This window comes from Filimonas zeae, assembly GCF_014641615.1.
In the GTDB taxonomy this organism is placed as follows: domain Bacteria; phylum Bacteroidota; class Bacteroidia; order Chitinophagales; family Chitinophagaceae; genus Filimonas; species Filimonas zeae.
Genome location: NZ_BMIB01000002.1, coordinates 914,484 through 939,946 on the forward strand (window position 1 = coordinate 914,484; position 25,463 = coordinate 939,946).

Below are 25,463 nucleotides of genomic sequence, written 5' to 3' on the forward strand. Positions count from 1 at the left end.
TACCATACTTTTGCTCTGTGATACCGACATTAAAATGAGCGTAATGAAAAGTGTATTGAACTGTACTATAGACAAACTGCATACACAACGGGCTACTGCTGCCTGTTGCTGTTGTTACTGATTCCCCTCTTACCTGTTACTATCCTGACGCTTTACTTGCCTGATTAACTAACAAACAATATCCTTCTATATGTTAAAGCACATAGGAGCAGGCGTTCTATTGGCATGCCTGTCGCCCATTATTCTAACTGCACAGTCTGACAACAAGACTACCCGTACCGGCTATATTAAATCAGCAAGTGGGCAGCCACTGGAACATGCAAGCATTACTTCCAAAGGCAATCGTACCGGCGCCACCAGTAACAGCAACGGCTATTATAGTATTAACGCTGCCGCCGGAGATACGCTTGTAATATCTGCAATAGGTTATAAAAGCCAGCTACTGGCAGTAAACACGCAACAGCAATTAAATATACAATTACAGCCATCGGGTGAGGCACTGCAAGAGGTAGTGGTGATAGGTTACGGCACCTCCGGCAAACGCAACCTGTTAGGGTCTATTGCCAGTTATGATGCCAAAAACATAGAAGAAAAACCCATTAACCGTATAGAGCAGGCACTGATAGGCCAGTTGCCTGGGGTACAGGTACGCCAGCAGTCGGGCATGGCGGGAAGTGGCCTGAGTATTCTTGTAAGAGGAAGCGGATCCCTCTCTGCCGGTACAGAACCACTGTATGTTATAGATGGCTTTCCGCTGGATGTGGTAAGCCAGAATACAGACGGCAGTTTTACCGACAACCCGCTCAACAACCTCAGCCCGAATGATATTGAAAACATACAGATATTAAAAGATGCTGCCGCCGGTGCTATCTATGGCTCCCGCGCCGCCAATGGCGTGGTACTTATTACTACCAAACGTGGGCAGGCGGGAAAAATGAAAATCAGTTTTAACGCCAACGCAGGCATCAGCAGCGTAGCAAAAAAATTAGACATATTAAGTCCGGAAGAATGGGTACAGATGGCATCTGAAATAGCAGACACCAACTGGGTAAACTCCAAAGCAGGCCGTACCGTAAGCCAAACACAGGCAGAGCGCATTGCAGCACTTGGTTCACTGAAGCTGAACTATGTAAAAGATGACCGCTGGTCGCACCCCGGCCACCCTGGCCTGCAATATATAGACTGGCAGGATGTGGTTTACCGCAAAGCAGGCTTTCAGAACTACAGTCTTTCTGCAAGCGGCGGCACCGAAAATGTACGCTACTTTTTTGCAGGCAACTACATGAACCAGGATGGCACACTGGTTAACTCCAACTACAAAACCTACGGCCTGCGCGCTAACGTAGAAGCCAATGCCAGTAAAAAGCTGAAAGTAGGCATTAACCTCGCTCCTACCATTTCCATCAACAACCTGCCCTCTGCAGAAGGCAAAGACAACATATTAATGAAAGCAGCGCTGATGAGCCCTGTGGTAGAAGACTCTGCGGGACTATATACCGGCGCCTTCAACAATAATACCTATACATGGTCAAGCAGCAAATACGTTAGCCCGCTCGCTTATCTGGAAAACAGTGAGAGCCTCACCAAAATCACCCGTATCATAGCTTCCCTGTATGGCGAGTATCAAATCATTCCAGGCCTGGCAGCACGTACCACCGTTAACTTCGATGGTACAGACCGCACCCGATCTACCTATATATCCGACCAGGTAGTAGCTGGCGCATTGCTGGAAAGGCAAACACAGCCCGGCTTAAAGTCCAGCGGCTCTTACAGCGGGGCTAAAAAGCAAACCTTTGTAAACGAAAACACCCTCAGCTATAATAAAACCCTCGCGGGCAAGCACAATATTTCATTGGTAGCCGGTCAGTCGTACAGCAGCACCCACAGCGAGGTATTCAACATTTCCACGGCGGGTGGTTATGCCAACAATATTGTAAAAACACTCAACAACGCCATTGCCAACTCAGCCGGTGTTACCTACAACGCTTCTACCAGCGCCAGTAACAGCACGCTGTTTTCGTGGTATGGCCGTGCGCAATACAATTTCAACTCCCGATACCTGGTATCCGCCTCCTTCCGACGGGATGCCTCTTCACGCTTTGGCAGCAATAACCGGTGGGGCACCTTCCCTTCTGTATCGCTGGGATGGCGCATTTCAGATGAAAGCTTCTTTAAAAATCATATCCACGTGGTAAACGATCTTAAGCTGCGCGCCAGCTGGGGCCGCTCCGGCAACAACGCCATTGGTGATTATAACACCACCGCCACGCTTACAGATGGTAATTACAACTTTGGTGGCAACACGCCCGTAAGCTCACCCGGCCGTGTATCAGCAGGCATTGCCAACCCCAATCTTAAATGGGAATCTTCCAATACCTACGATTTCGGACTGGATGCTGCATTGTTTAAAAACCGCCTTACACTTACGCTGGATGTATATAAGAAGAAGAGTGCAGACCTGCTGATGAACCTGCCCGTACTGGGTGCCAGTGGTTTTAATACTGCCTTGCAGAACGTAGGCAGTATGGAAGCGAAAGGCCTGGAGCTGGCGCTGAACAGCATCAACATTCAGTCCCGCAACTTTACCTGGACCACCAATGCGAACATTGCTTTCAACAGCAACAAAGTAACTTCTCTCGGCCCCAATCAGGACCGTATAGAAATACCCTCCAACTACTCCGGCAGCAATGCCCCTTACCTGTTACAGGTAGGCCTTCCTTTGTTTAGTTATTATGTTACACGGATAGATGGCCTGCTAACGCAGGATGATATTAACAACGGTAAAGTAGCAAAGGTATCCGGCGAACGTGTAGGTGATCCTAAGTTTTACGATCGCAACAACGATGGTTCCATTACCGCAGATGACCGTATTATTGGTGGGCAGCCCAACCCCAAATACACCTGGGGCCTTACCAATACTTTCACTTATAAAAAGTTTGACCTGAGTATACAGGCCTATGGCCAGCAGGGTGGCTCTATACTCTCCTACCTGGGCAGAGCACTGGATTACTCCGGCAGCACCTCCTCAAACGTACTGGGCATATGGCGCGACCGCTGGACCGCTCAGAATCAGAATTACAAAGCCGCACGCGGCCGGCTGAATGCCAGTTATACATCACCCGCTGTAACATCAGACTGGGTATACTCCTCCGATTTCTGGCGCATTCAAAACATTACATTCGGTTACAACCTGAAGGATGTAATCAAAACCAGAAGCATCAGTGCGGCACGTGTATTTGTTGCGTTGCAAAACTTTCTGGGTAAAGACAAATACAAAGGCGGCGTAAACCCCGAAGCGCAGAACACCAACAACAGCAGCGCTGGCAGCGCTTATGCCGTACCTGGCGATTACGGCTCTATGCCATTGAGCAAAACCGTTACACTGGGCGTAAACTTTACTTTCTAATTCCACAGCAATTTTAATATGAAACAGCTTTTATATACCGCACTGCTGTCAGCAGTAATATTCAACACCACTTCCTGCAGCAAACAGCTGGATCTGGTTCCGGTATCAAACACCACCACCGGCAACTTTTACAGCAATGCTAACGATTTTGCACAGGCCGTTACCGGCGCCTACAGCAACCTTACCAACTACCCCAGCCAGGCTTTATGGCTGGGCGAGCTGCGTAGCGATAATATCAACGGACAGGATGATGGCAACCGCGACTGGGCAGGCATTAACAACTTTGCCAAAAACATTACCAGCACAGGCTTTATCACCACCGCCTGGAATGAAAACTTCAACGGCATTTATAACGCCAACAGCGTATTACAGGCACTGGATGAAAAAGGCAGCGTTATAAAAGATACCGCACTGGCCAACCGCTACCGGGCCGAAGTGCGCTTTTTACGCGGCTTCTATTATTTTCAGCTGGTAAAGCTGTTTGGCAAAGTACCCGTGGTAACTACTCCACTTTCTTCTGCAGAAGTAGCGTCTGTACCGCGTAGCGAAATAAGCGCGGTGTACGATCTTATACTTTCAGACTTCCTTTACGCAGCATCTGTATTACCTGCCAGCTATACAGGCGGTAATATTGGCCGTGCTACTTCCGGAGCTGCTAATGGCTATCTTGGCCTGGTATACCTTACCCGGTCTGGCCCCACCTACAGCGTTAACGGCCCTGGCCTCAACAGCAACGAATACGATAAAGCGCTTACGTATCTGAATAAGGTGATTAACGCCGGCGTATATGATATACTGCCCACCTATCCGGCTGTATTCTCTTACACCAACGAGAACAATAACGAAGTGGTGTTTGATGTACAATTTATGAGCAGTAACAACGGAGCCTCCTTCCCCAGCCATCTGGTACCCGTGGCGTACTGGACCAGTCTCGGTTACGCCAGCACCTACGGTAACGGTTATGGTTCCAGTTCATTCGACATTACCAGCAACCTCCGCAACTCCTTCCGTCCCAATGGTACGGTACAGGATGTAAGAGATACCTTCTCCGTTAACTATACCTACGGGGTAAGCACCTTTTATAAAAAGTATATAGACCTGAGCCGCAGAGGCAACAGCGGTACAGACTGGCCTGTTAACTTTATAGCGCTCCGCTATGCAGATATTTTACTGCTGAAAGCAGAAGCTATTCTGCACGGTGCTGCAGGCAATCAGGCAGAAGTTGATTCTCTGGTAAACAAAATAAGAAACCGGGCCAAACTGGGCAGCATAAGCCAGGTAACCACCGCACAGCTACTGGAAGAAAGAAGAAGAGAGTTTGCAGGAGAAGGTATCCGCTGGAATGATCTGGTACGCTCCGGAAATGCAGTTACCATTTTAAACGCATGGATTGCTACTGACAACCTGGGCAGCCAGATTAATCAGGTCGTACCTTCTTATATTATATACCCCGTACCTTCTGCTGAAATAATCACCTCCAATGGAGTGTATAAGCAAAATGACGGATACTGATGCCTTCATGATAAGTTAACTGTCTGTTCATATAAAATTAATAATGGTAAATGAACTTGCACCCGGATTTCGCCGTCGCCCTGCTACCCTTTTCGCTAAGTATTAGCGGGCGCGGTAGCAGATCCCTACTATATAATGATATAATTGACTATCAGGTATGCAGTATCAGGAATCATTTCCGGGTGAACAGGCATTGGTGCAGCGGTTGAAGGAAGGATACAGGGAAGATTTTGATGAGTTGTTCAATCAATATGCAGAGCCTGTTATGAATTACCTCCGCTTTCGTCTTACAGACGAACAGGATGCGGAAGACGTACTCCAGGAAGTTTTCATCAAACTCTGGCGCTACCGCCATGCTATAGAAATACATACCTCCTTTAAAAACTACCTCTATACACTGGTGCAAAACTGCATCAACGATCATCTGCGCGTACTTAAAAGAAAAAGACATATCTCCATTGCAGAACTACCCGACTCGCAGGAAGAACAAATGCAGCCCGACGATCATTTCCGCTACCGCCAGTTGAACCAGTCATGGCGCGAAGCCATTCAACGCCTGCCTGTGCAGATGGGGCGCATTTACTCCATGAAAAACGAAGAAGCGCTTTCTGTAAAAGAAATAGCTTCCGAACTGGACTTATCAGAACAAACGGTAAAAAACCAGCTGCACAATGCTGCACAGCGCATTGTAAAAATTTTACAGCAGGTACAACTCTTCTTCTGGGCGCTCCTTCCCTTATTTGATATGAACTAATTGTTAAGCCGCATTTTTCTCTGGTACCTTTTTTTCCGGCCATCGTCACTTAATCAAACACACTCTGTGCATGATCTGGAAAAGACGTAAGAACGGCCCTGAACAGGATGAACTTTGGCAGCAGGCATTTGATACTACCGGTACTATCACTGGCGAAAGAAAGCAGCAACTACTGCAATCTATTCACCAGCGTATAAACAGCAGCAGCAACCGCCGCAGAAAAATACTATACATCAGTGCCGGTGCTGCAGCAGCCGTACTTACTGCCTTTGTTGTGCGCGTTGCCTGGACGGGCAATAAACTAACGCCGGTTTCTAAATGGAATATGGTAGCCAGCAATGAAGAAAGAAAAAAGATAGAACTGGCTGATGGTTCTGTAATATGGCTGGCGCCCCACTCTGCCGTAAAGCTGTACCCTGCTTTTACCAGCCACCGCAATGTGGTACTGGAAAAAGGAACTGCCTTTTTTGAAGTAGCACAGGATAAAGAGCACCCGTTTGCAGTAGCTGTAAACAGGCAGCAGGTGCAGGTACTGGGCACCCGGTTTACCATATCTATCAAAGACACAGTTGATGTAAACCTGGTAGTGAAAGATGGTAAAGTAGCCCTGAGCAACCAAAGCGGCCGCGTAATAGTTAATGGCGGTGAGCAGGTAAGTACCCTGCAGTCTGCTGCCGGAGCCGTTGCCACCGTACCGGAAGCACTGGCCGATTGGTGGCTGCAGCACGAAGTAAGGTTTATGGATATTACCCTGAACGAACTGCTTGACAATATAGAAGCATATTATCATGTACAACTGAATCGTAAAAACATTCAACGCAATACACGGGTTACACTCACCTGGTCATTCTCCCAAACGCTGGAAGAAAACCTGAATGTGCTGAACCTGCTGACCGGATATAACATTCACTAAGTAATTATCATAAAAAGCTTATCACAATTGCTGCCGTAAGGCGGCACGGAACCTTATTGTTTTAAAACAACAACTATGCAACACGGTAAAGTAACAGGCAGGTTAAGTATGTTGGTAGTGCTGTTGGCAGCATGTATACAGTGGCTGCCGGCGCAAACCAACAAGCTTCATTATCAGCACAAGGCTGAGAAGCTATCAAAAGTAGCCGAAGACTTCGGCAAAAAATTCAATGTACAACTGGCTTATGTAAATGCCGATCTGGCCGCTATAGAGGTGCCAGCCGGTAATTTTGAAGCAGCTACCGTTAACGAACTACTCAACAAAATGCTGGCTGCTGCAGGTTTCAGCGCCACTGCCAACGGCAGCAATTTTGTTATTAAAAAATCACCCGCTGGTCCTGTGCATAAAGCATTGGGCATAATGGTACTACAGGGTACTATTATGGAAAAAGGCATTCCTGTGGAAGGTGCTGTGGTGCAGATTAAACAGGATGGCCTGAAAAACCTTACTGCAATAACCAACGACAAAGGCTTCTTCAGCAAAAGCATTCCACAGGTAGAAGGTATAGTGGAAGTAAATGCAGTGGGCTTTTATGGTGTAAAAAGAAAATTCGGTGCTTCTGAAAAAGAAGTGTTGAATATAGAATTATCGAAAGATGTAAAGGAAATAGACGAGGTAGTGGTAACCGCCCTGGGTATTAAACGCGCAGAAAGATCGTTAGGGTATTCCGCACAGGTAGTATCGGGCGATCAGCTGACTACCGCTATCTCTGGTAACTGGACAGATGCCCTGTCTGGTAAAGTACCGGGCTTAAACCTGATACGTTCTAACAGCGGCCCCGCAGGTTCTAACAGAATTGTACTTCGTGGCGAAAACAACCTTTCAGGTGCTGATGAAGCCCTGATTGTAGTAGATGGTGTGGTAATTAACAACGGTAGCGGTAAGCGCACTGCCAACCAGAGCGATCTTACCTATGGTACAGGCAGTGATAACATGCCTGCTGATTATGGCAGTGGTATGAATGATCTGAACCCGGAAGATATTGAAACCATGACGGTGTTAAAAGGCCCTGGTGCAGCTGCCCTGTACGGTCAGCGTGCTGCTAACGGAGCTATTGTAATTACTACCAAATCCGGCTCTGTTACAAAGAAAAAGAAAATGGGCATCAGCTTTAACTCTAATGCCAACCTGGAAGCACCTAACCGCTGGCCCGATCTGCAGTATGAATATGGTCAGGGCTTAGGTGGTGCTAACTACTATTCTTTTGGCAGCACAGCCGATGGTGGCAGCACCAGCGGTACCAGCTCTGCTTACGGCCCCCGTTTTGAAGGACAACAGTTTTTTCAGTACGACCCCGTAACACAAACAACCGGTAAAACAAGAACTCCCTGGGTACCTTATAAAAATCAGATCCGCGATTTCTTCAATACCGGCTCCACCATTACCAATACGTTAAGCGTAGATGGAAGCACTGATAAAACAAGTGCCCGCTTCTCATTTACCAACGTTTCCAATAAATGGATTATTCCCAATACCGGCTACAAACGCAACTCCATCTCTATGTCGCTCAACTCAAAAGTGAGCGATAAGTTAGCCATTAACTCTAAAATCATTTATAACAACCGTACCAGCGATAACCTGCCAGGTGCCGGTTATGGCAACCAGTCGCTCATGTACTGGTTCATCTTCTGGCAGCCTAATGCCAACCTGGACTGGATAAGAAATTACTGGGCAAACGGACAGGAAAACTATAATATACAGTACCCGTACAGCAGCTATCCTGCCAACCCGTTTGCCGTGGTAGAGCAGTACCTCAACAGTACCAACCGCCACTCGCTTACCGGTAACATCTCTGCCAACTACACGTTTAACAAAGAACTGAGTCTGTTGGTAAGAACTTCTATGGATTTATCTTATGACGAGCGTGCCCAGAAACGTCCATACGATGCGGGTAGCAAACTTACCAAAGGCAGCTACCGCACACAAAACATGTTTTCGCAGGAAACTACCACCGATTTCCTGCTGAAGTACAACAAACAAATCAATAAAGACTTTACCATAAGCGGCACTGCTGGTGGAAGTACCTTACGCAACCACTATAATAAAGACGAAATACGCGCAGACTCACTGGTACGTCCGGGACTGTACACCTTTGCCAACGCAGCAGGCCCACTCCTGGCCATGCCTGAGAAAAGTGAATACGCTATTAACAGTTTCTATGGTTTAGTTACCATGAACTATAAAAACTATCTGTATGCTGATTTTACCGGTCGTCAGGACTGGAACAGCGTACTGGCTACTGCCCAACGTACCGATAATGCAGGCTTCTTTTACAGCTCTGCCAACTTCAGCCTTGTGGCTTCAGATTTACTGAAACTGCCTGCTGTTTTCAACTATATGAAGTTCAGATTATCATTTGCCGGTGTAGGTAGCGGCGGTACCAAACCCTACCAGACAGGTATTACCTTCGAATCGCCAGGTGGCAACTGGGATGGTGGCGCCCTGCAAAACCCTTCTACCCTCAATAACCCCAACCTGCGCCCGCTGAAAACAGTAAGCTATGAAGCAGGTACAGAAATTAAAATGCTGCACAACCGCCTGGGCCTTGACCTTACCGTGTACAGAGGCACCACCAGCGATCAGATTCTGAGCCGCGTTATTGACCGTGCTTCGGGTTACGGCAGGCAAATGATTAACCTGGGCAAAGTAAGTAACAAAGGCATTGAAATTTCTATAACCACTATGCCGGTTATGGCCAAAAACTTCAGCTGGAAATCAATAGTAAACTTCTCTGCCAACCAGAACAGAATTGATGAACTGGCCGATAGCTCCGTAGTATTAAGAACCGGCCCTGTAGGCGGCGGACAAATTGTAGCCAAAGTAGGTGGCGGCATGGGCGATGTATACGGAAGAGGTTATGTACGCGCCCCGGACGGACAGGTGGTGTATGATGCCAACACGGGTGTGGCAATGATTGACGACAATGTTAAATACCTGGGTACTACCACGCCAAAGTGGAAAACCAGCTTTATTAACGATTTCAATTATAAGCGTTTTACCCTGCATGTATTATTTGATGCTCAGTTTGGAGCCGTAGCACATTCTCTTATGAACTACAAACTGGCCGAGCAAGGCAAAACCGCCATTACATTACCGGGCCGTTACAATGGTATTATTGGCAACGGCGTGGTAAAAGATGGCGAAAAGAACTACAAAAAGAACACGACCATAGCCACAGACGTAGATGCCTATTACCGCTCGCACTACGGTGCTGATAACGCAGAGGGCAGCACTTTCCGTACAGACTTTATCAAGTTCAGGGAAGCAAACCTTACCTACAACTTCAACCCCAAACTGCTGGAGAAAATAGGTTTATCACGTGCAAGCCTGGGTGTATATGGCCGTAACCTGTTTATCTGGAGCCCATGGCCTATGTTCGATCCTGAATTTGGTACCCTCAGCGGAACTGATATTGTTCAGGGCTTCGAAATTGGCCAGTTCCCTTCCACCCGTTCTTATGGCTTTAACCTTGTTCTTGGTTTATAATAGCAACAAACAATGAAAAAGAATATTCTTACTATAAGCAGCATGGTACTGGCACTGGGTGCTATGGTTACCTCCTGCACCAAAGACTTTACAAAAATCAATACCGACCCCAACACCACGCCCTACGCAGAGGCCAATCAGCTGCTGGCGCCTGCGTTGGTAAATACACTTACCTATAACCAGCTACGTAACCGCAACTACAACAACGAACTGATGCAGGTTACGGTAGACATGAACGATGGGGAAGGCATGGTGTTCCGGTATGATGTGCGGGCCTCACTGGCAGACTATCTGTACAATGGCTGGTATGCACAGCTGACCAACTTTAAAGACATTTATAAAATAGCCAGCGATCCTAAACGTGCCAATACGGCGTTACAGGGTATCTCACTCATCTGCCAGTCGTGGGTTTATTCTATGCTTACAGATACCTATGGTGATGTACCTTATTTTCAAAGTAACCTGGCAAGAGACAGTGGTATACTGGAACCGCGGTTTGATAAACAGAAAGATATTTACATGGATATCTTCAGCAAACTGGAACAGGCCAACACCCTGCTTAAAAGTGCAGGCAACATTAACGCAGCCAGCGATCCCGTATACAAAGGCAATGCGCAAAACTGGCGTAAATTCGGCAACTCACTGTATCTGCGCTTATTGTTACGTGTTTCCGGTAAAGCAGAAGTTACAGATACCTGTGTAAAGAAAATACTGCAGATAACCGGCTCTGCCGCCAACTACCCGGTATTTACATCTAACGCCGAATCTGCCGTGTTAAGATGGACGGGTTCAGCCCCTTATGCATCTCCACTGATTGCTGTAAGGGAACAGGACTATCGTTCACCGGCTATTGCCAGCTTTTTTATAGATAACCTGAACAAGTGGAACGATCCGCGTATTGATATTCCTACCTATGGCGTAAGTGGCATTAACCGTTGGGGTATTGCACCGGCATCCGGTGTATTTGCAGGCGTACCCAGTGGCTACTCCGCTGTTGAAAACCCTGTAAAAAAGGCTTATTTCTATTCCACCACCTCTGCCAGAACCTTGCAGAACGATTCGCTCACCGGCATTTTAATGAATTATGCAGAGTTGCAGTTTATAATGGCAGAACTGGCAGCCAGGAGCTGGATTACCGGCAGCGCAGAAACCTACTTCACCAATGCCGTAGACGCCAGCATTAAATACTGGATTCCTGCCTGGAGCAAAGATGTTAAAACCTACCTGGCAGAGGGTGATATTGAGTGGGATAACAGCGGTACCCTGGAAGATAAACTGGAACAGATTCACCTGCAGAAATACTATGCACTGTTTATGGTTGATCTGGAGCAGTGGTTTGAATACCGCCGCACCGGTCACCCTGTACTGCCCAAAGGCGCAGGTTTAAAAAACAATGGTGAAATGCCTTCCAGATCTATTTATCCGGTATATGTACAATCTACCAACCCTACTAACTACAAAAAAGCAGTAGCAGAACAGGGTGAAGACAGAATAAGTACGAAAGTATGGTGGCAGAAACCCTAGTACACAGTTGTATTAAAAATGGTGAATAATCAATACCAGACAATGAAAAAGTTAACAATATATTCCTGCTTTCTTCTATTGATACCCTTTATATGGGGTTGCAAAAAAAATAACTATCCGGGTGGTGAAATTAGCCCGTTTATAGCCCTGTACGATATCAGAACCATGTACAAAGGGCAGGACCTGGTGCTGACCGAAGAAAACATGTTCGGTTCCCGTCAGCTGGCTGTGGTAGTAGTATCAGATCACTCCGGCAGCAACCTGCCTGCCGGTTTGCTGGTAGTGCAGGATAAACGCCGGTTAGAGAAGCTGCGGGGTATTTCCATTCCACTGGGCGCCGCTGCTGGCAGCTTTGTTCCGGGAGACTCATTGCTGATTAACGTAGCTGGTAAAACCTTAACCCGAAAAGAAGGCATATTACAGATTGCCAATATTACCGAAGGCGATATTACCCGCGTAGCCACCCATGTAGAAATTCCGTTAAACAAAGTAACCACCAGCCAGATGCTGGCCAACCCTGGTGATTACGAAAGCACACTGTCTGCCATTGTAAAGGGCGGCTTTGATCCGTTGCCTTCTCCCAAAGATGTTATGTCTGGCGATAAAACGCTGAATGATGGCTTTGGTAACATTACCCTGCATACAGAAGCCGGCGCAAAATTCTCGGGCGATTCTGTTCCGGTATTAGCCAACTACTATGGTATTGTATTTAATAAGCTTATTGGCGACAGCCTGGCCCCTCAATTCAGAATACGCACGGGTGCAGATAAAGTAACCCTGAGTTCTGTAATTGAAATACCTCCGGTAGTAATTGCTGGTTTTATCAGCGATGTAAAAGGTACCGATGCCAACAACGAATATATTCAGCTGCTTGCTACACAGGATATCAACTTTGCAGAAACGCCGTTTGCCGTTGTAACCACCAATAACGCCAATGCTTCTACTCCTACCGGCTTTCCCACCAACGGATGGGCTGCCGGCGACATACGTACCTATAAATTCAATCTTACATCGGGCCGTGCTTCCAAAGGCACTTTCTTTTATGTGGGTGCAGGCAGCAAACTGATTAATGGCGATAACTCTACCTCTATCGCCACCTCTAACTGGATACGCTCCTTCAACTATTCCACTACCGCAGGCGATGGTTTTGGCACCAAAACCACCAACCTGCTGGCCAACAGCGGTAACGCATTTGGTATTGCGGTATTTGACCATAGCAATGTAACGGTAAACTCCAAACCTGTTGATGTAATTTTTACCGCAACAGGTGGCAGTTTGTTTACCGCGGGCCCGCCCGCCAAAGGTTATAAAATAGCCAATACCGATTGGTATGATGTAAAGAACCCCATTACCCTGGCAGATCAACCTTATTACCGTCAGGGTACCAATACGCTTAATCTGGCTTATAACACAGCAGACGTAGGTTACTTTATCATGCTGGGTGGTGTATACAACACAGAACTGGGCAGATGGACTACCGCCCGTGCGCAAAACAATGTTACCCTTACCAAAACTTCTACACTGGTAGAAATTGAAGGCACCGGTGCCACCACTGTTAAATAAATAAAAATGTTAGATAGAAGAGATTTTTTAAAGAATGCGGGGTTAACAGGGTCACTGTTTGCCCTGCCCTCCTTACTGAAAGCGCAGCCTGATACCAAAACAGCAGGCGGTGTAGACCTTTCTGTAATTACCCTTAAAGGCAAAGTACAAAGCCAGGGCAGCGGTATTGCAGGTGTATCTGTAACAGATGGCATTAATATTACCCAAACCGACAGAAGCGGCCGCTACGAGCTGAAGAGTAATGCTACCGCGGAGTTTGTATACATAAGCCTGCCTGCCGGTTACGCTATACCGGAAGAAAAAGGCATTGCCGCTTTTTATAAACCTGTTACCAAAAGCAGCACACAGGTAAACGACTTCAACCTCACCAAACTATCGGTAGACGATCGCAAACACAACTTTGTGGTGTGGGCCGATCCGCAGATTATATCTGAGAAAGATGCAGACCTGCTGAAAACACAGTCTGCACCGGATTTAAAAGCGCTGGTAGCCAGTTACCCTGCAGGTACCCTGTGGCACGGCATAGGCTGCGGCGATCTGGTGTGGGACCATTTTGAATTGTTTGAAGACTACAAACAGGCAGTAGAAATTACCGGTGTACCTTTCTACAACCTTATTGGCAACCACGATATGGATATTGATGCCCGTACCGACGACGGTTCTGCCAAAACCTTTAAACAACAATTCGGCCCTACTTATTATTCTTACAACCGCGGCGATATACATTATGTAGTACTGGATGATGTTTTCTTTATCGGCACCGCCAAAAAGTACATCGGCTATATTACCGAAAACCAGCTGCGTTGGCTGGAACAGGATCTGGCTACCGTTAAACCCGGCAGCACCGTAGTAGTTAGCCTGCACATACCTACGCTTACCGGCCAGCCTAAAAGAGATAAAAAAGACGAAGAGTTTGGTGGCACCGTTTCAAACAGAAAACAGCTGTACAAACTGCTGGCTCCGTTTAAAGTGCATATTATGAGCGGCCACACCCATTTTAACGATAACTGGGAAGAAGGCGATATGATGGAACACAACCATGGTACGGTATGCGGTGCCTGGTGGACGGGCCCTATCTGCGGCGATGGAACACCCGCAGGTTATGGCGTGTATGAAGTAGATGGCTCAGACATTAAATGGTATTACAAATCTACCGGGTTACCCAAAGAAAAGCAGGTACGGGTATATGCCAAAGGTCGCCTGAAAGATGCACCTGATGAGTTTTGCGCCAACGTTTGGAACTACGATAGCAAATGGAAAGTAGAATATCTGGAAGATGGCGTACTGAAGGGTAATATGGAGAAGCGCGTAGCCTACGATCCGTGGGCAGCGGAACTATACTCTGGCCCTCAGTTTCCTAAAAAACACAAATGGGTAGAGCCTACCCTGAACGATCATATGTTCTTTGCCAAACCCTCTGCCGGCGTACAAAAAATTACCGTGCGCGCTACAGACCGCTTTGGCAATGTATATGAAGATACCATCAGCTTTAGTTAATTAGCATATCCCCCAACATCCCTTTACAGGCGCTTACGCAAAAAATGCGCTTCAACAAGGTAACCAGTGGCCCGCAATGTGGGCCACTGGTTTTTATACTGTTTCGCTAAAATAACTAAGAAACCGCCCCCCTGCTATTGAAACAGCTGCCGGTATTCCAACGGCGAATAATTTGTTTTCTTCTTAAACAATTTATGAAACGACTGCGGATGCTCAAACCCCAGCTGATAAGCTACCTCCGCTACAGAAAGCCGGCTGGTACTCAGTATTTCCTTCGCTTTTTCAATCAACCGGTTGTGAATGTGCTGCTGGGTGTTCTGTCCTGTATGGCTGCGTAACATATCACTCAGATAATCGGGCGATACATTCAGTTGCGCCGCCACTTCCTTTACGGTTGGCAACCCGTTTACTTCCGGCGCTGCAAAATGATTATCCAGTAAAGCTTCCAGCTTCGTAAGCAAATCGGTATTGGCTAGCTTACGGGTAATAAACTGCCGGTTATAATACCGGTTGGCATAAGTAAGCAGCAGTTCTATATGCGAAATAATCACCTGCTGGCTAAAATGATCAATAGGCAAGCGATATTCCTGCTCAATATTCCGGAAAATACTTTCAATCATCGCCTCCTCTTTCGCACTCAGATACAAAGCCTCATTTACCTCGTAGGAAAAGAAGCTATATCCTCCTATAGTCTTTGCCAGCGGAAACCCTTTAATAAAATCCCGGTGAAACATAAGCATACAACCACCGCGCGGCCGGTCGCTGGTATCTTCATAACAAACCTGACCTGGTGCTATAAAAGACAATACCCCCTCATCAAAATCATAGTAATTCTGGCCGTACCGTATTTTACCACTAAAGTCTTTCTTAATGGCAATCATGTAAAAATCCATAATCAATCCCCCGCTAAAGTCAGCAGGGGATTGCGCAATATCATTAAAGTGTACTACACTCACCAGCGGATGCTCTGGTAAAGGCACAGTATTCATACGGTGCAGTTCACTTATATGGCTGATATGTATTGGATTGGGAAGATGCTTTTTCATAACGTATGAATGAGGTGAATCATTATTGATCTATCCAGCTCATGCCTGCCGCATCATAGCGGTCGCCTGTGCTTAGCCCCAAAGGTACAATAGCTTCCAGTTGCGCCATCTCTGCCGCACTCAGTTCTATATTGGCAGCCGCAATATTCTGCTCCACATACTTTACGCGTTTGGTACCAGGAATAGGCAGATGCCCTTTTGCTATTACCCAGGCTATGGCCAGTTGAGAAGGCGTAATATCTTTTTCTGCGGCCATTTTCTCAATAGCCCCCAGCAGTTCCAGATTTTTATAAAACTGCTGCCCCTGAAAACGGGGTATAGTACGGCGGAAATCGTTGGCAGCAAAATCATCAGGGCTTTTAATATCTCCCGAAATAAAACCCCTGCCCAGCGGCGAATAGGCTACCAGCCCTATACCCAGTTCTGCCAGCGTATCGGTAATACGCGCTTCTTCCACCGTTCTTTCAAACAAAGAATATTCCGTTTGCACTGCCGCCAGCGGATGTATGGCATGCGCCCGGCGGATAGTCTGTGCCGATGCCTCACTAAGGCCTATGTACTTCACCTTTCCTTCTTTTACCAGCGTAGCCATAGCCTCTACCGTTTCTTCAATGGGCGTTTCCGGGTCAACCCTGTGCAGGTAATACAGATCAATGTAATCCGTACCCAGATTTTTTAATGAGCGCTCTGCTGCTTTCTTTACATACTCCTTTTTGCCATTGAATTTCCAGGTAAGCTGCTCATTATCATCCACTTCAAACCCAAATTTGGTAGCGATAATGTACTGCTGCCGGTTGCCTGCAATGGCCTTGGCTATCAGCCTTTCATTCAGCAGCGGCCCGTACAGGTCTGCCGTATCCAGAAAATTACCACCCAGTTCCAGCGAACGGTGAATGGTTCTGATAGATTCTGCTTCGTCTGACTTACCATAAATATCTGCGCCTGCAATAGTGGTCATACCCATACAACCCAGGCCAATACCCGGCACTACCAATCCTTCCTTTCCTAACGCTGTTTTTTTGTTAATCATAACGTTCCGTTTTTTGTGTTTCTCAATAACAGCCACAAAATTACCGACAGGCTGTTTTGCGGAGTTAGCCATATCAGGGACAGTAGTAGCCATTTCCGGCCACGCCCTTTTTTAATGTTCCGGTTAGTAATACACAGTATATTTATCCTTAAACAGCTACTGTAATGAAACCATTTTCCTGGAAAGCCCGTTTAAAAAGCTTTGTTTTTTCCTGGGCAGGCATTGTAACCTTTGTAACCACCGAGCATAACGCGTGGATACACTTTGCCGCCACCATTGCCGTAGTTACCGCTGGTTTTCTTTTTCACATTTCCCCTATGGAATGGATAGCCATCTGCGGCTGTATAACCCTGGTATGGGTAGCAGAAATGGTTAACACTGCCATTGAAAAAATAATGAATCACCTGAGCCCAGAACGTAGTGATGCGGTTAAGGATATTAAAGATATTGCCTCCGGGGCAGTACTGGTAGCCGCTGTTTTTGCGGTTATTACCGGCCTGATTGTGTTTATACCCAAATTATAAAAAAGCAGGATAACATCCGCCAGCCCTGCCATTTGTTCCGCCAGCCCTCCCGGTTGTTCGCAGAGTTGTCTGATCATTCCGGCGGGCCCTCCCGTTTCATCCGCCAGCCCGGCCATTTGTTCCGCCAGCCCTCCCGGTTGTTCGCAGGGCTGTCTGATCATTCCGGCGGGCCCGCCCGATTCATCCGCCAGCTCTGCCATTTGTTCCGCCAGCCCTCCCGGTTGTCCGCAGGGCTGTCTGATCATTCCGGCGGGCCCGCCGGAATGGCCGGAGGGCTGGGCGAAATGCCGGGTGAGCTTGCCCGGCAAGTTGCAGGGTGCGTGTGTTTGGTAAACAAGTTTGCCAAAAGCTCAGAAGAAATGGCGCGAAAGGTGCCTCTGTTCACGCAAAGAAACTAAGGGATGCCCGGAGCGCTGTTAACTATCAGGCTTTATTTTGCTGAGTTGACCAGCGTAGTGGGTTAACTTACCGGAATGTTCCGCCAGCTGCAGCTTTCTTCCCACCATCACTGGGATAACGGCCTGTTTTTTCACCTGCTGCTACCCGCTCAGTCTGTGTCAGGCCCACGCCCGCTCCCCTAAAACTACCCCGCCGGTTCCCATTTACTACCCTAAAACCCTACCTTTGAGCCATACTTTAGCGAACAAACCAACAGAACCAACTTATGGCTGGCATACTTGAACTGGTAGGAAATACCCCTCTTGTAGAACTGAAAAATGTAACACAGAATAAGAATGTAACCATTTACGCCAAGCTGGAAGGTAACAACCCAGGCGGCAGTGTAAAAGACCGCGCGGCCTATGGCATGATTAAGGGCGCGCTGGACCGCGGCGAACTGAAGCCCGGTATGAAACTGATTGAAGCTACCAGCGGCAATACCGGCATAGCCCTGGCCATGATAGCCTCTCTTTTTAACGTGGAAATAGAACTGGTAATGCCCGCAGATGCCACCCGCGAGCGTGTACTTACTATGGAAGCCTTTGGTGCCAAAGTAATTCTTACCCCCAAAGAACGCTCTATGGAAGGCGCTATTGACTACGCCACTGAACAGGTAGCCAACGGTGGTTATCTGATGTTGAATCAGTTTGCCAACCCCGACAACTACGAAATGCACTACCGCACCACCGGCCCGGAAATATGGCGCGACACAGAGGGCAAAGTAACCCATTTTGTATCTGCCATGGGTACCACCGGCACCATTATGGGCGTATCTAAGTTTTTAAAGGAAGTAAATAAAGATATTGTAATTGCAGGCTGCCAGCCTACCGATGGTTCTTCCATACCCGGCATCCGCAAATGGCCCGAAGCCTACCTGCCTAAAATATTCGACCGCTCCCGCATTGACCGGGTAATTGAAGTAGCAGAGTCCGATGCCCGCACCATGACCAAAAGACTGGCCAGAGAAGAAGGCGTGTTTTGCGGCATGAGCAGCGGCGGTGCTGTTCACGCAGCCGTTACGCTCGCCAATAAGCTACCATCCGGCGTAATAGTATGCATCATTTGCGACCGTGGCGACCGGTATCTTTCTTCCAATCTCTTCGATAAGTAATCAATAACCACCCTTACAGGTTTACAACATAAAAAAACGTGAGCGGGAGAAACTCCTTAGCTCACGTTTTTGGTGTTTTCAAGGCCCATACCAAATCATATAAACGTTCAATGCATCAGTCTTCGCGGGAGGAGCGCCAGACCAGGAAGTTCAGCGTTCCATATCCTTTCTGTTAAACCTTCCACTCCTCACTACAAGCATTTACCATCAGCCCCTCCACCGGGCGCAGCAGCCATATTCACATGCCCTTACTACCTAACCCAAACTAACTGCTGCACCAGGTTACACTACAACCTCTCAACACCGGGGCTTTCCTCACACAAACTTTGTACTACTCCCAGTCCCACACTTCCTTAACACACTATCGCAACTTACACTCATCTGTTACACATATCCTTACCAATATCTCCACAACTATCATTCGCACATCCAATCACTAAGCAGACTTACCTCTCCTCTATATATCCCTTCTTATTATATCACTTCCTTTCCGTCAATCACTCCCCTTGTTAATCCTCTCCTGTAAATACCTGCTCCAAACTCACTACTCCCAACTAAAACTCCCAACTTCAAACTATCAACTATCAACTCAACTCCCTCCTTTCCAAAGGCACTCTTCCCTTGCGATAAACTGATTGAACAATTAATTACCACCACCCAGCGCCCGGTATAAAGCCGCTACGGCAGAAAGGCGCTGGCGGGTAATGTCTGACATAGCCAGCTCAGCCTGTAACTTGTTGCTTTGTACAGTTATTACTTCCAGATAATTGGCCATACCGGCTTTAAACAGCATATCTGCATTACGCATAGCCTGTTGCAGCGTATCTATTTTAGCCTGGGCAATTACCTGTTGTTGCTTTAACTGTTTTATCTGAATCATCGCATCAGACACTTCCTTCACGGCAGTTACCACACTTTGTCTGAATTGAATCACGGCTTCTTCTCTGTTAATTTTAGCAGTGGCCAGTTGTGTTTTTAACTGGCGTTTTTGCAGCAACGGCTGTGCAATAGCACCACCTGCCAAACCAAATAAAGAACCGGGAATGTTAAACCAGTTGCTGTTGCGAAAAGAATTAAGGCCGCCTTGCGCGGTAATGTTCAGCACAGGATACATACTTTTCTGTGCCACACCCACACGGGCATTAGCAGCCTGTAAAGCCAGTTCAGCAGCACGCACATCGGGCCTGACCTTTACCATACGGGCAGGTACGCCTGTAGATAAAGTATCCGTTACCGTTACTGCACGCAGGCTGCTGCCATGGTTAACAGCACCCGGCATTTCGCCGGTTAACAAACGCAGTGCATTCATTTGAATGCCTCTGGCCTGCTCCAGTTGCGGCACCAGTAAGGCAGTGCTTTGTTGCTGCACCTGTGCCTGCTCAATAGCCAGTGTGGTAGCTTCACCCGCATCGCGCAGCAGTCTGGTAATCTTCAGTACCTGATTGGCCAGTTCCAGATTCTTACGCGCAATATCCAGCTGGTCTTCCAGCATCAGCAGGTTGTAATACCCATCTGCTACCGTTACTATTAAACGGGTTTGTACAGCCCTGCTACCTTCATAGGTTTGCAGGTAAGTAGCCAGGGCAGCTTCCTTCTGTCCTTTAATTTTACCCCATATATCTGCTTCCCAGCCAACGTTTACAGCTGCAGTATAATCTTCCAGATAACTACGGCCCAGGAATGCACCCAGACTTAAGCCATTTAAGCTGTTGTCTGACGGGCGGCTGATTTGCCCCGACACCTGAAAGTTAACCGTAGGGCCAAACGCAGCTTTTGCCTGTAACAACTGCTGTTGTGCAGCCTCGGTGCGTTTTACGGCTACCTGCAGGTCAAAGTTGTTAGCAATGGCTTTACCAATCAGTGCTTTTAAAGCTGTATCGCCAAAAAAATTCTGCCACGGAATAGCAGCTATACCAGCCGTATCGTACTCCACCCCGGCTGCCGCGCTGCTATCAAAAGCAGCGGGCAGCTCTACCTGAACCTTCTGGTTGGCTTTACCAGACGAACAGCTCGTCCAGTAAAGGCCGCCAGCCAGTGTAAGCAGGGGGAGTATCTTAAAAAATGTTTTGTGTTGCATATAAAAAGTTTACACGAATTAGTCTAATGAAATTTCATGAGAAGAAGGCTCCGCAGGTAACACTACCTTATTGGGTTTCACCTTCTCCTGCAGCGATTGGAATATGATAAACAACACCGGTACAATAAACACACCCAGTACCACACCGCTTAACATACCGCCGATGGCGCCTGCACCAATGGAATGGTTACCCAGTGCAGAAGCACCTTTGGCACGCAGCAATGGAATAAGGCCCACAATAAAGGCAAAGGATGTCATAAGAATAGGACGCAGACGTAAACGGGAAGCTTCCAGTGCAGCAGCGATAATTTCCATACCCTGTTGACGGCGCTGTACGGCATATTCCACAATCAGGATGGCGTTTTTGGCCAGCAGCCCCACCAGCATAATCAAACACACCTGCACGTAAATGTTGTTATCTACCCCAACGGACTTAATAAACGCAAACACCCCGAATATACCTACCGGTACAGAAAGGATAATGGCCATCGGAAGAATATAGCTTTCGTACTGGGCTGCCAGCAAAAAGTATACAAACACCAGGCTCAGCGCAAATATGAATATGATTTGCGAACCGGCTTTCTTCTCCTCACGGGTCATACCCGTCCACTCATAACCATAACCTCTTGGCAATACCTGTTCTGCCGTTTCTTCAATAGCCTTAATAGCATCACCGGTGCTGTAACCTGGTTTAGGTACACCGTTAATAGTAACCGCATTGTACAGGTTGTTACGGGTAACCGTTTCAGGGCCGTACACACGGTGCAGGGTAACCAGCTGGTTTACCGGCACCATTTGCCCCGTGGTATTCTTTACATAAATATTGTTCAGCGATGCGGCATCTGCACGGTAAGGCACATCTGCCTGCGCCATTACCCGGTAGTATTTACCAAAGCGGTTAAAGTCGCTCACAAAACTACTACCATAGTAAATCTGCATGGTGCGTAACAATTCACTTACCGATACGTTCAGCTGCTTGGTTTTGTTATCGTCAATCTCAATCTGATATTGCGGATTACCCGAAGCAAACGTGGTAAACGCATACGCAATTTCTTTACGCTGCATTAACGCACCCAGAAACTGGTTGGCAGTAGCACCCAGTTTATCCAGCGAACCGTTTGTCTGATCCTGCAACATAAACTCAAAGCCTGCTACGTTACCAAAACCCTGTATGGTGGGGAAGGTAAAGAAGAATGCATTGGCATCTTTCACCTCTGTAGCAATCTTAGCCGTCATGTTGGCCGTAATCACGTTTAGATCTTTCACTGCACCTCTTTCATCATAAGGCTTCATACGTACAAAGCCAGCGCCGTAAGGAGAAGCGTTTGCGTTAGATATGAAGTTCAGGCCTTCCACATTATAACGCTTGTCTGCAATAGGGTCTTGCTTAATAATGCTGTCAATCTTAGCCATCGCCTTATGCGTTCTGTCCAGCGAACTACCCGGAGGGGTATTTACCGCATACAGCAGAAAGCCCTGGTCTTCCGTGGGAATAAAACCGGAAGGGGTACGCTGCATCATAAATATGGTAGCAACGGTTACCAGCACCAGCGCGCTGATACCTACCCACTTTTTACGGAACAGAAACTGCAGGCTCTTAATGTATTTATTGGTCATGCCCTGGAAGCCGGCGTTAAACGCATTAAAGAAACGGCTGCCAAAACCTGACTTTTTACCATGGTGCTCACCCGGCGCTCCGGCAGGGCTCTTCAGAAACAGCGCACACAAAGCAGGGCTGAGTGTTAACGCGTTTACCGCAGAAATTAAAATAGAGATAGCCAGCGTAAACGCAAACTGGCGGTAGAACACACCAGCAGGGCCCTGCATAAAGCCCACCGGCACAAACACCGCAGCCATTACCAGCGTAATAGATACAATGGCGCCCGATATTTCATTCATAGAAGTAATGGTAGCTGCCCGCGCCGGTAAGTGCGTATGCTCCATTTTAGAGTGTACCGCTTCCACCACCACAATGGCATCATCCACCACAATACCAATGGCCAGTACCAACGCAAACAGCGTAAGCAGGTTAATGGTAAAGCCAAACAGGTTAAGGAAAAAGAAGGTACCAATAATAGCTACAGGTACGGCTATGGCAGGAATAAGGGTAGACCGGAAATCCTGCAGGAAGATGAACACCACAATAAACACCAGAATAAACGCCTCTATCAGTGTATGCTGCACCTGCTCGATAGAGCTGTCCAGAAACTCCTTAGAGTTATACATGATAGTGGTGCTTAAACCCTTAGGCAGTTCTTTGGAAAACTTGTTTACCAGTTTTTCTGCCTCGGTAAGAATGTCGTTGGCGTTAGAACCAGCCGTTTGGAAAATAGCCACACCAGAAGCGGGGAAGCCATTCAGTTTGGTATTGGAAGAATACGTATAAGAACCAAACTCCACACGAGCCACATCTTTCAACCGCACTACCGAACCATCTGTGTTTGATTTGATAATTACATTCTCGTACTCTTCATTCTTATTCAGCTTGCCCTTGTACTTCAATACATATTCAAACACCTGACCACTGCTCTGGCCAAAACGGCCGGGAGCCGCTTCCAGACTCTGATCTTTAATAGCATTGGTTACTTCCAGGGGCGACAGATTGTAAGCCACCAGACGCTCTGGCTTTAACCAGATACGCATAGAGTAATCCTTGGTACCAAAAGGCTGTGCATCACCTACACCGGGTATACGCTGCAGTTTGGGTATCAGGTTAATCTTAATATAGTTCTGCAGAAACGTTTCGTCATACGCACTGTCTTCCGACTTCAGCCCCACGAACATGATAATACTGTTCTGTTGCTTTTGTGTGGAAATACCCGCCTGCACTACTTCCTGAGGAATCTGGCTGGTGGCTTTAGATACACGGTTCTGCACGTTTACCGCCGCAATATCCGGATCGGTACCCTGCTTAAAATATACAGTCAGCGACATGCTGCCATCGTTACTGGAGTTAGAGGTCATGTAAGTCATGTTCTCTACACCGTTAATGGCTTCTTCCAGCGGGGTAGCTACCGAACGGGCTACCACCTCAGCATTCGCACCAGGGTAGTTGGCAGTTACCAGTACACTGGGTGGTGCTATATCCGGAAACAGGGTAACTGGCAGGTTGAATACCGATAAACCGCCCAGTAATAGCAATAGGATAGATATGACCGTTGATAACACCGGCCGCTCAATAAATTTCTTAAACATAAAAGAGATTGTATTAAATCAAATCGATACGTTTTCGTGAAGCAATGGCTACAGAGGCATCGCCTTCAGTACGCTGTCTGCCGATAACTCCTGTGGTTTAATCACCACGCCGTCACGCAAACGATCCAGCCCTGTAAACACAATTTTTTCACCCGGCGTAATGCCTTTGTCTACCAGATAATACGTTTCTGTACGGCCGGTAATATGTATCAGCTTGCTGGTAACCTTGTTGCTATCAGCCAGGGCAAACACATATACCTTATCCTGCAGTTCGTAAGTAGCCTGTTGTGGCACCGCTAATACAGCGCCGCTGTTATGCGGTATGCGCACCTTACCGGTGTTGCCGGAACGCAGTATACCTGCTTCGTTAGGGAATACGGCTCTGAAGGTGATGGTACCCATGTTTTTATCAAACTGGCCTTCCATCAGTTCAATTTTTCCTTTTTCCGCATAAATGCTTTTATCTGCCAGTTGCAGTTCAACCGGTGGTAAACTCTTAATTTTTTCAGCTACAGTTTTGCCGGCGCTCTGGTTAGTGAACTGTAAAAAGTCACTCTCACTCATAGAAAAGTAAGCGTATACATTTTTGATTTCAGAAATTACCGTTAACGGTAATGCTTCTCCCCTGCCTACCAGGCTTCCGGTTTTAAAAGGAATGCGACCAATGTAACCGCTAACCGGTGCCGTAATAAGGGTATAACCCAGGTTAATACCAGCACTATTGCCCGAAGCCTGTGCCTGTTGCAGGCTGGCTTTGGCCGCATCGTACGCTGCCTGTGCTGCTTTCAGCTGCACATCGGATATAACATTGTTCTGTACCAGTGGCGTTAAACGGTTTACTTCAATAGCAGCCTTTTCCACGTTGGCTTTAGCGGCCTGTACATTAGCGCTGGCATTGTTTACCGTTTCGTTGTAGCTTCTGTCGTTGATTTTAAACAATGGTTGCCCCTTGCTTACAAACGCACCTTCATCTACAAAAATCTTTTCTAAATACCCATCTACCTGCGGACGCAGTTCTACGTTCACCGTGCCTTCAATAGTGGCAGAGAACTCCTGAAATGTGGTGGCAGATGTATTGTTAACGGGTAAAACAGGTAATTCCTGTGGTGGTGGCGTAAAGTTGTTGCCTGCGGTGCTTGACTCACAGCCCGATAAAGTAACAGCTGCAATCACGGCAATAACCGGCCATGCCTGCCTGTAAAGGCGAGCTTTCAGTAATAACGATTCCATATTTGTCTATTTTGATTGTTTATATGATGCGCACCGGAGAGTGCGCGGTAGTCCTGATTGTATGTTAGTAGGTTTTAATCAACGTGTTATTGTTTGT

General features: G+C 47.3%; 15 protein-coding genes. 10 read left to right on the forward strand and 5 right to left on the reverse strand.

Features of this window, described 5'->3' with window-relative positions:
- Window positions 1-190: 190 nt before the first annotated feature.
- From IEY13_RS10410 to IEY13_RS10445, 8 genes are all read left to right on the forward strand, one after another.
- Window positions 191-3,406 carry a SusC/RagA family TonB-linked outer membrane protein gene (locus IEY13_RS10410; protein WP_188951914.1) on the forward strand — a complete coding sequence of 1,072 codons (3,216 nt, stop codon included), beginning with the start codon at window positions 191-193 and terminating at the stop codon, window positions 3,404-3,406.
- An 18-nt stretch (window positions 3,407-3,424) separates the two neighbouring features.
- On the forward strand, window positions 3,425-4,918 hold the full coding sequence (locus tag IEY13_RS10415; RefSeq protein ID WP_188951915.1) for a RagB/SusD family nutrient uptake outer membrane protein: 1,494 nt from the start codon (window positions 3,425-3,427) through the stop codon (window positions 4,916-4,918).
- Window positions 4,919-5,075: 157 nt separating this feature from the next.
- Window positions 5,076-5,672: an RNA polymerase sigma factor gene (locus IEY13_RS10420; protein ID WP_188951916.1), complete on the forward strand. Its 597-nt coding sequence runs from the start codon at window positions 5,076-5,078 to the stop codon at window positions 5,670-5,672.
- A gap of 70 nt (window positions 5,673-5,742) precedes the next feature.
- Entirely contained in the window at window positions 5,743-6,585 is an 843-nt protein-coding gene (locus tag IEY13_RS10425) for a FecR family protein (protein WP_188951917.1), read from the forward strand.
- A 75-nt stretch (window positions 6,586-6,660) separates the two neighbouring features.
- A complete protein-coding gene (locus IEY13_RS10430) occupies window positions 6,661-10,131 on the forward strand; it encodes a SusC/RagA family TonB-linked outer membrane protein (protein ID WP_229687813.1) in 3,471 nt (1,156 codons plus the stop codon).
- 12 nt (window positions 10,132-10,143) lie between these two features.
- On the forward strand, window positions 10,144-11,655 hold the full coding sequence (locus IEY13_RS10435; RefSeq protein WP_188951918.1) for a SusD/RagB family nutrient-binding outer membrane lipoprotein: 1,512 nt from the start codon (window positions 10,144-10,146) through the stop codon (window positions 11,653-11,655).
- Window positions 11,656-11,697: 42 nt separating this feature from the next.
- On the forward strand, window positions 11,698-13,218 hold the full coding sequence (locus tag IEY13_RS10440; protein WP_188951919.1) for a DUF5689 domain-containing protein: 1,521 nt from the start codon (window positions 11,698-11,700) through the stop codon (window positions 13,216-13,218).
- Window positions 13,219-13,224: 6 nt separating this feature from the next.
- Window positions 13,225-14,715 carry a calcineurin-like phosphoesterase C-terminal domain-containing protein gene (locus IEY13_RS10445; RefSeq protein ID WP_188951920.1) on the forward strand — a complete coding sequence of 497 codons (1,491 nt, stop codon included), beginning with the start codon at window positions 13,225-13,227 and terminating at the stop codon, window positions 14,713-14,715.
- Between the two features lie 134 nt (window positions 14,716-14,849).
- On the opposite strand, the gene IEY13_RS10450 is transcribed toward IEY13_RS10445, so the two are convergent.
- Both IEY13_RS10450 and IEY13_RS10455 read right to left on the reverse strand, forming a co-directional pair.
- Window positions 14,850-15,761, reverse strand: a complete 912-nt coding sequence (locus IEY13_RS10450) for a helix-turn-helix domain-containing protein (protein ID WP_188951921.1) — start codon at window positions 15,759-15,761, stop codon at window positions 14,850-14,852.
- A gap of 22 nt (window positions 15,762-15,783) precedes the next feature.
- Window positions 15,784-16,791, reverse strand: a complete 1,008-nt coding sequence (locus tag IEY13_RS10455) for an aldo/keto reductase (protein ID WP_188951922.1) — start codon at window positions 16,789-16,791, stop codon at window positions 15,784-15,786.
- Window positions 16,792-16,955: 164 nt separating this feature from the next.
- Here IEY13_RS10455 and IEY13_RS10460 point away from each other — a divergent pair, with 164 nt between their 5' ends.
- Both IEY13_RS10460 and cysM read left to right on the forward strand, forming a co-directional pair.
- Window positions 16,956-17,315, forward strand: a complete 360-nt coding sequence (locus IEY13_RS10460; RefSeq protein WP_188951923.1) for a diacylglycerol kinase — start codon at window positions 16,956-16,958, stop codon at window positions 17,313-17,315.
- A 664-nt stretch (window positions 17,316-17,979) separates the two neighbouring features.
- Window positions 17,980-18,864 carry a cysteine synthase CysM gene (gene cysM / locus IEY13_RS10465; RefSeq protein WP_188951924.1) on the forward strand — a complete coding sequence of 295 codons (885 nt, stop codon included), beginning with the start codon at window positions 17,980-17,982 and terminating at the stop codon, window positions 18,862-18,864.
- A 643-nt stretch (window positions 18,865-19,507) separates the two neighbouring features.
- Here cysM and IEY13_RS10470 read toward each other — a convergent pair.
- Genes IEY13_RS10470 through IEY13_RS10480 form a run of 3 tightly spaced genes read right to left on the reverse strand, consistent with a single transcriptional unit; the run spans window position 19,508 to window position 25,366 of the window.
- Entirely contained in the window at window positions 19,508-20,941 is a 1,434-nt protein-coding gene (locus tag IEY13_RS10470) for an efflux transporter outer membrane subunit (protein ID WP_188951925.1), read from the reverse strand.
- Window positions 20,942-20,959: 18 nt separating this feature from the next.
- Complete coding sequence (locus tag IEY13_RS10475; protein ID WP_188951926.1) at window positions 20,960-24,136, reverse strand: efflux RND transporter permease subunit; 3,177 nt, start codon at window positions 24,134-24,136, stop codon at window positions 20,960-20,962.
- A gap of 48 nt (window positions 24,137-24,184) precedes the next feature.
- A complete protein-coding gene (locus tag IEY13_RS10480; protein WP_188951927.1) occupies window positions 24,185-25,366 on the reverse strand; it encodes an efflux RND transporter periplasmic adaptor subunit in 1,182 nt (393 codons plus the stop codon).
- Window positions 25,367-25,463 lie beyond the last annotated feature (97 nt).

Bases quoted from the DNA above. Each gene is read 5' to 3' on its own strand.
- IEY13_RS10430 (WP_229687813.1), top strand. From the start codon at position 6,661: ATGCAACACGGTAAAGTAACAGGCAGGTTAAGTATGTTGGTAGTGCTG.
- IEY13_RS10420 (WP_188951916.1), top strand. From the start codon at position 5,076: ATGCAGTATCAGGAATCATTTCCGGGTGAACAGGCATTGGTGCAGCGG.
- IEY13_RS10425 (WP_188951917.1), top strand. From the start codon at position 5,743: ATGATCTGGAAAAGACGTAAGAACGGCCCTGAACAGGATGAACTTTGG.
- IEY13_RS10410 (WP_188951914.1), top strand. From the start codon at position 191: ATGTTAAAGCACATAGGAGCAGGCGTTCTATTGGCATGCCTGTCGCCC.
- cysM (WP_188951924.1), top strand. From the start codon at position 17,980: ATGGCTGGCATACTTGAACTGGTAGGAAATACCCCTCTTGTAGAACTG.
- IEY13_RS10415 (WP_188951915.1), top strand. From the start codon at position 3,425: ATGAAACAGCTTTTATATACCGCACTGCTGTCAGCAGTAATATTCAAC.
- IEY13_RS10480 (WP_188951927.1), bottom strand. From the start codon at position 25,366: ATGGAATCGTTATTACTGAAAGCTCGCCTTTACAGGCAGGCATGGCCG.
- IEY13_RS10460 (WP_188951923.1), top strand. From the start codon at position 16,956: ATGAAACCATTTTCCTGGAAAGCCCGTTTAAAAAGCTTTGTTTTTTCC.
- IEY13_RS10440 (WP_188951919.1), top strand. From the start codon at position 11,698: ATGAAAAAGTTAACAATATATTCCTGCTTTCTTCTATTGATACCCTTT.
- IEY13_RS10475 (WP_188951926.1), bottom strand. From the start codon at position 24,136: ATGTTTAAGAAATTTATTGAGCGGCCGGTGTTATCAACGGTCATATCT.
- IEY13_RS10470 (WP_188951925.1), bottom strand. From the start codon at position 20,941: ATGCAACACAAAACATTTTTTAAGATACTCCCCCTGCTTACACTGGCT.
- IEY13_RS10450 (WP_188951921.1), bottom strand. From the start codon at position 15,761: ATGAAAAAGCATCTTCCCAATCCAATACATATCAGCCATATAAGTGAA.
- IEY13_RS10455 (WP_188951922.1), bottom strand. From the start codon at position 16,791: ATGATTAACAAAAAAACAGCGTTAGGAAAGGAAGGATTGGTAGTGCCG.
- IEY13_RS10445 (WP_188951920.1), top strand. From the start codon at position 13,225: ATGTTAGATAGAAGAGATTTTTTAAAGAATGCGGGGTTAACAGGGTCA.
- IEY13_RS10435 (WP_188951918.1), top strand. From the start codon at position 10,144: ATGAAAAAGAATATTCTTACTATAAGCAGCATGGTACTGGCACTGGGT.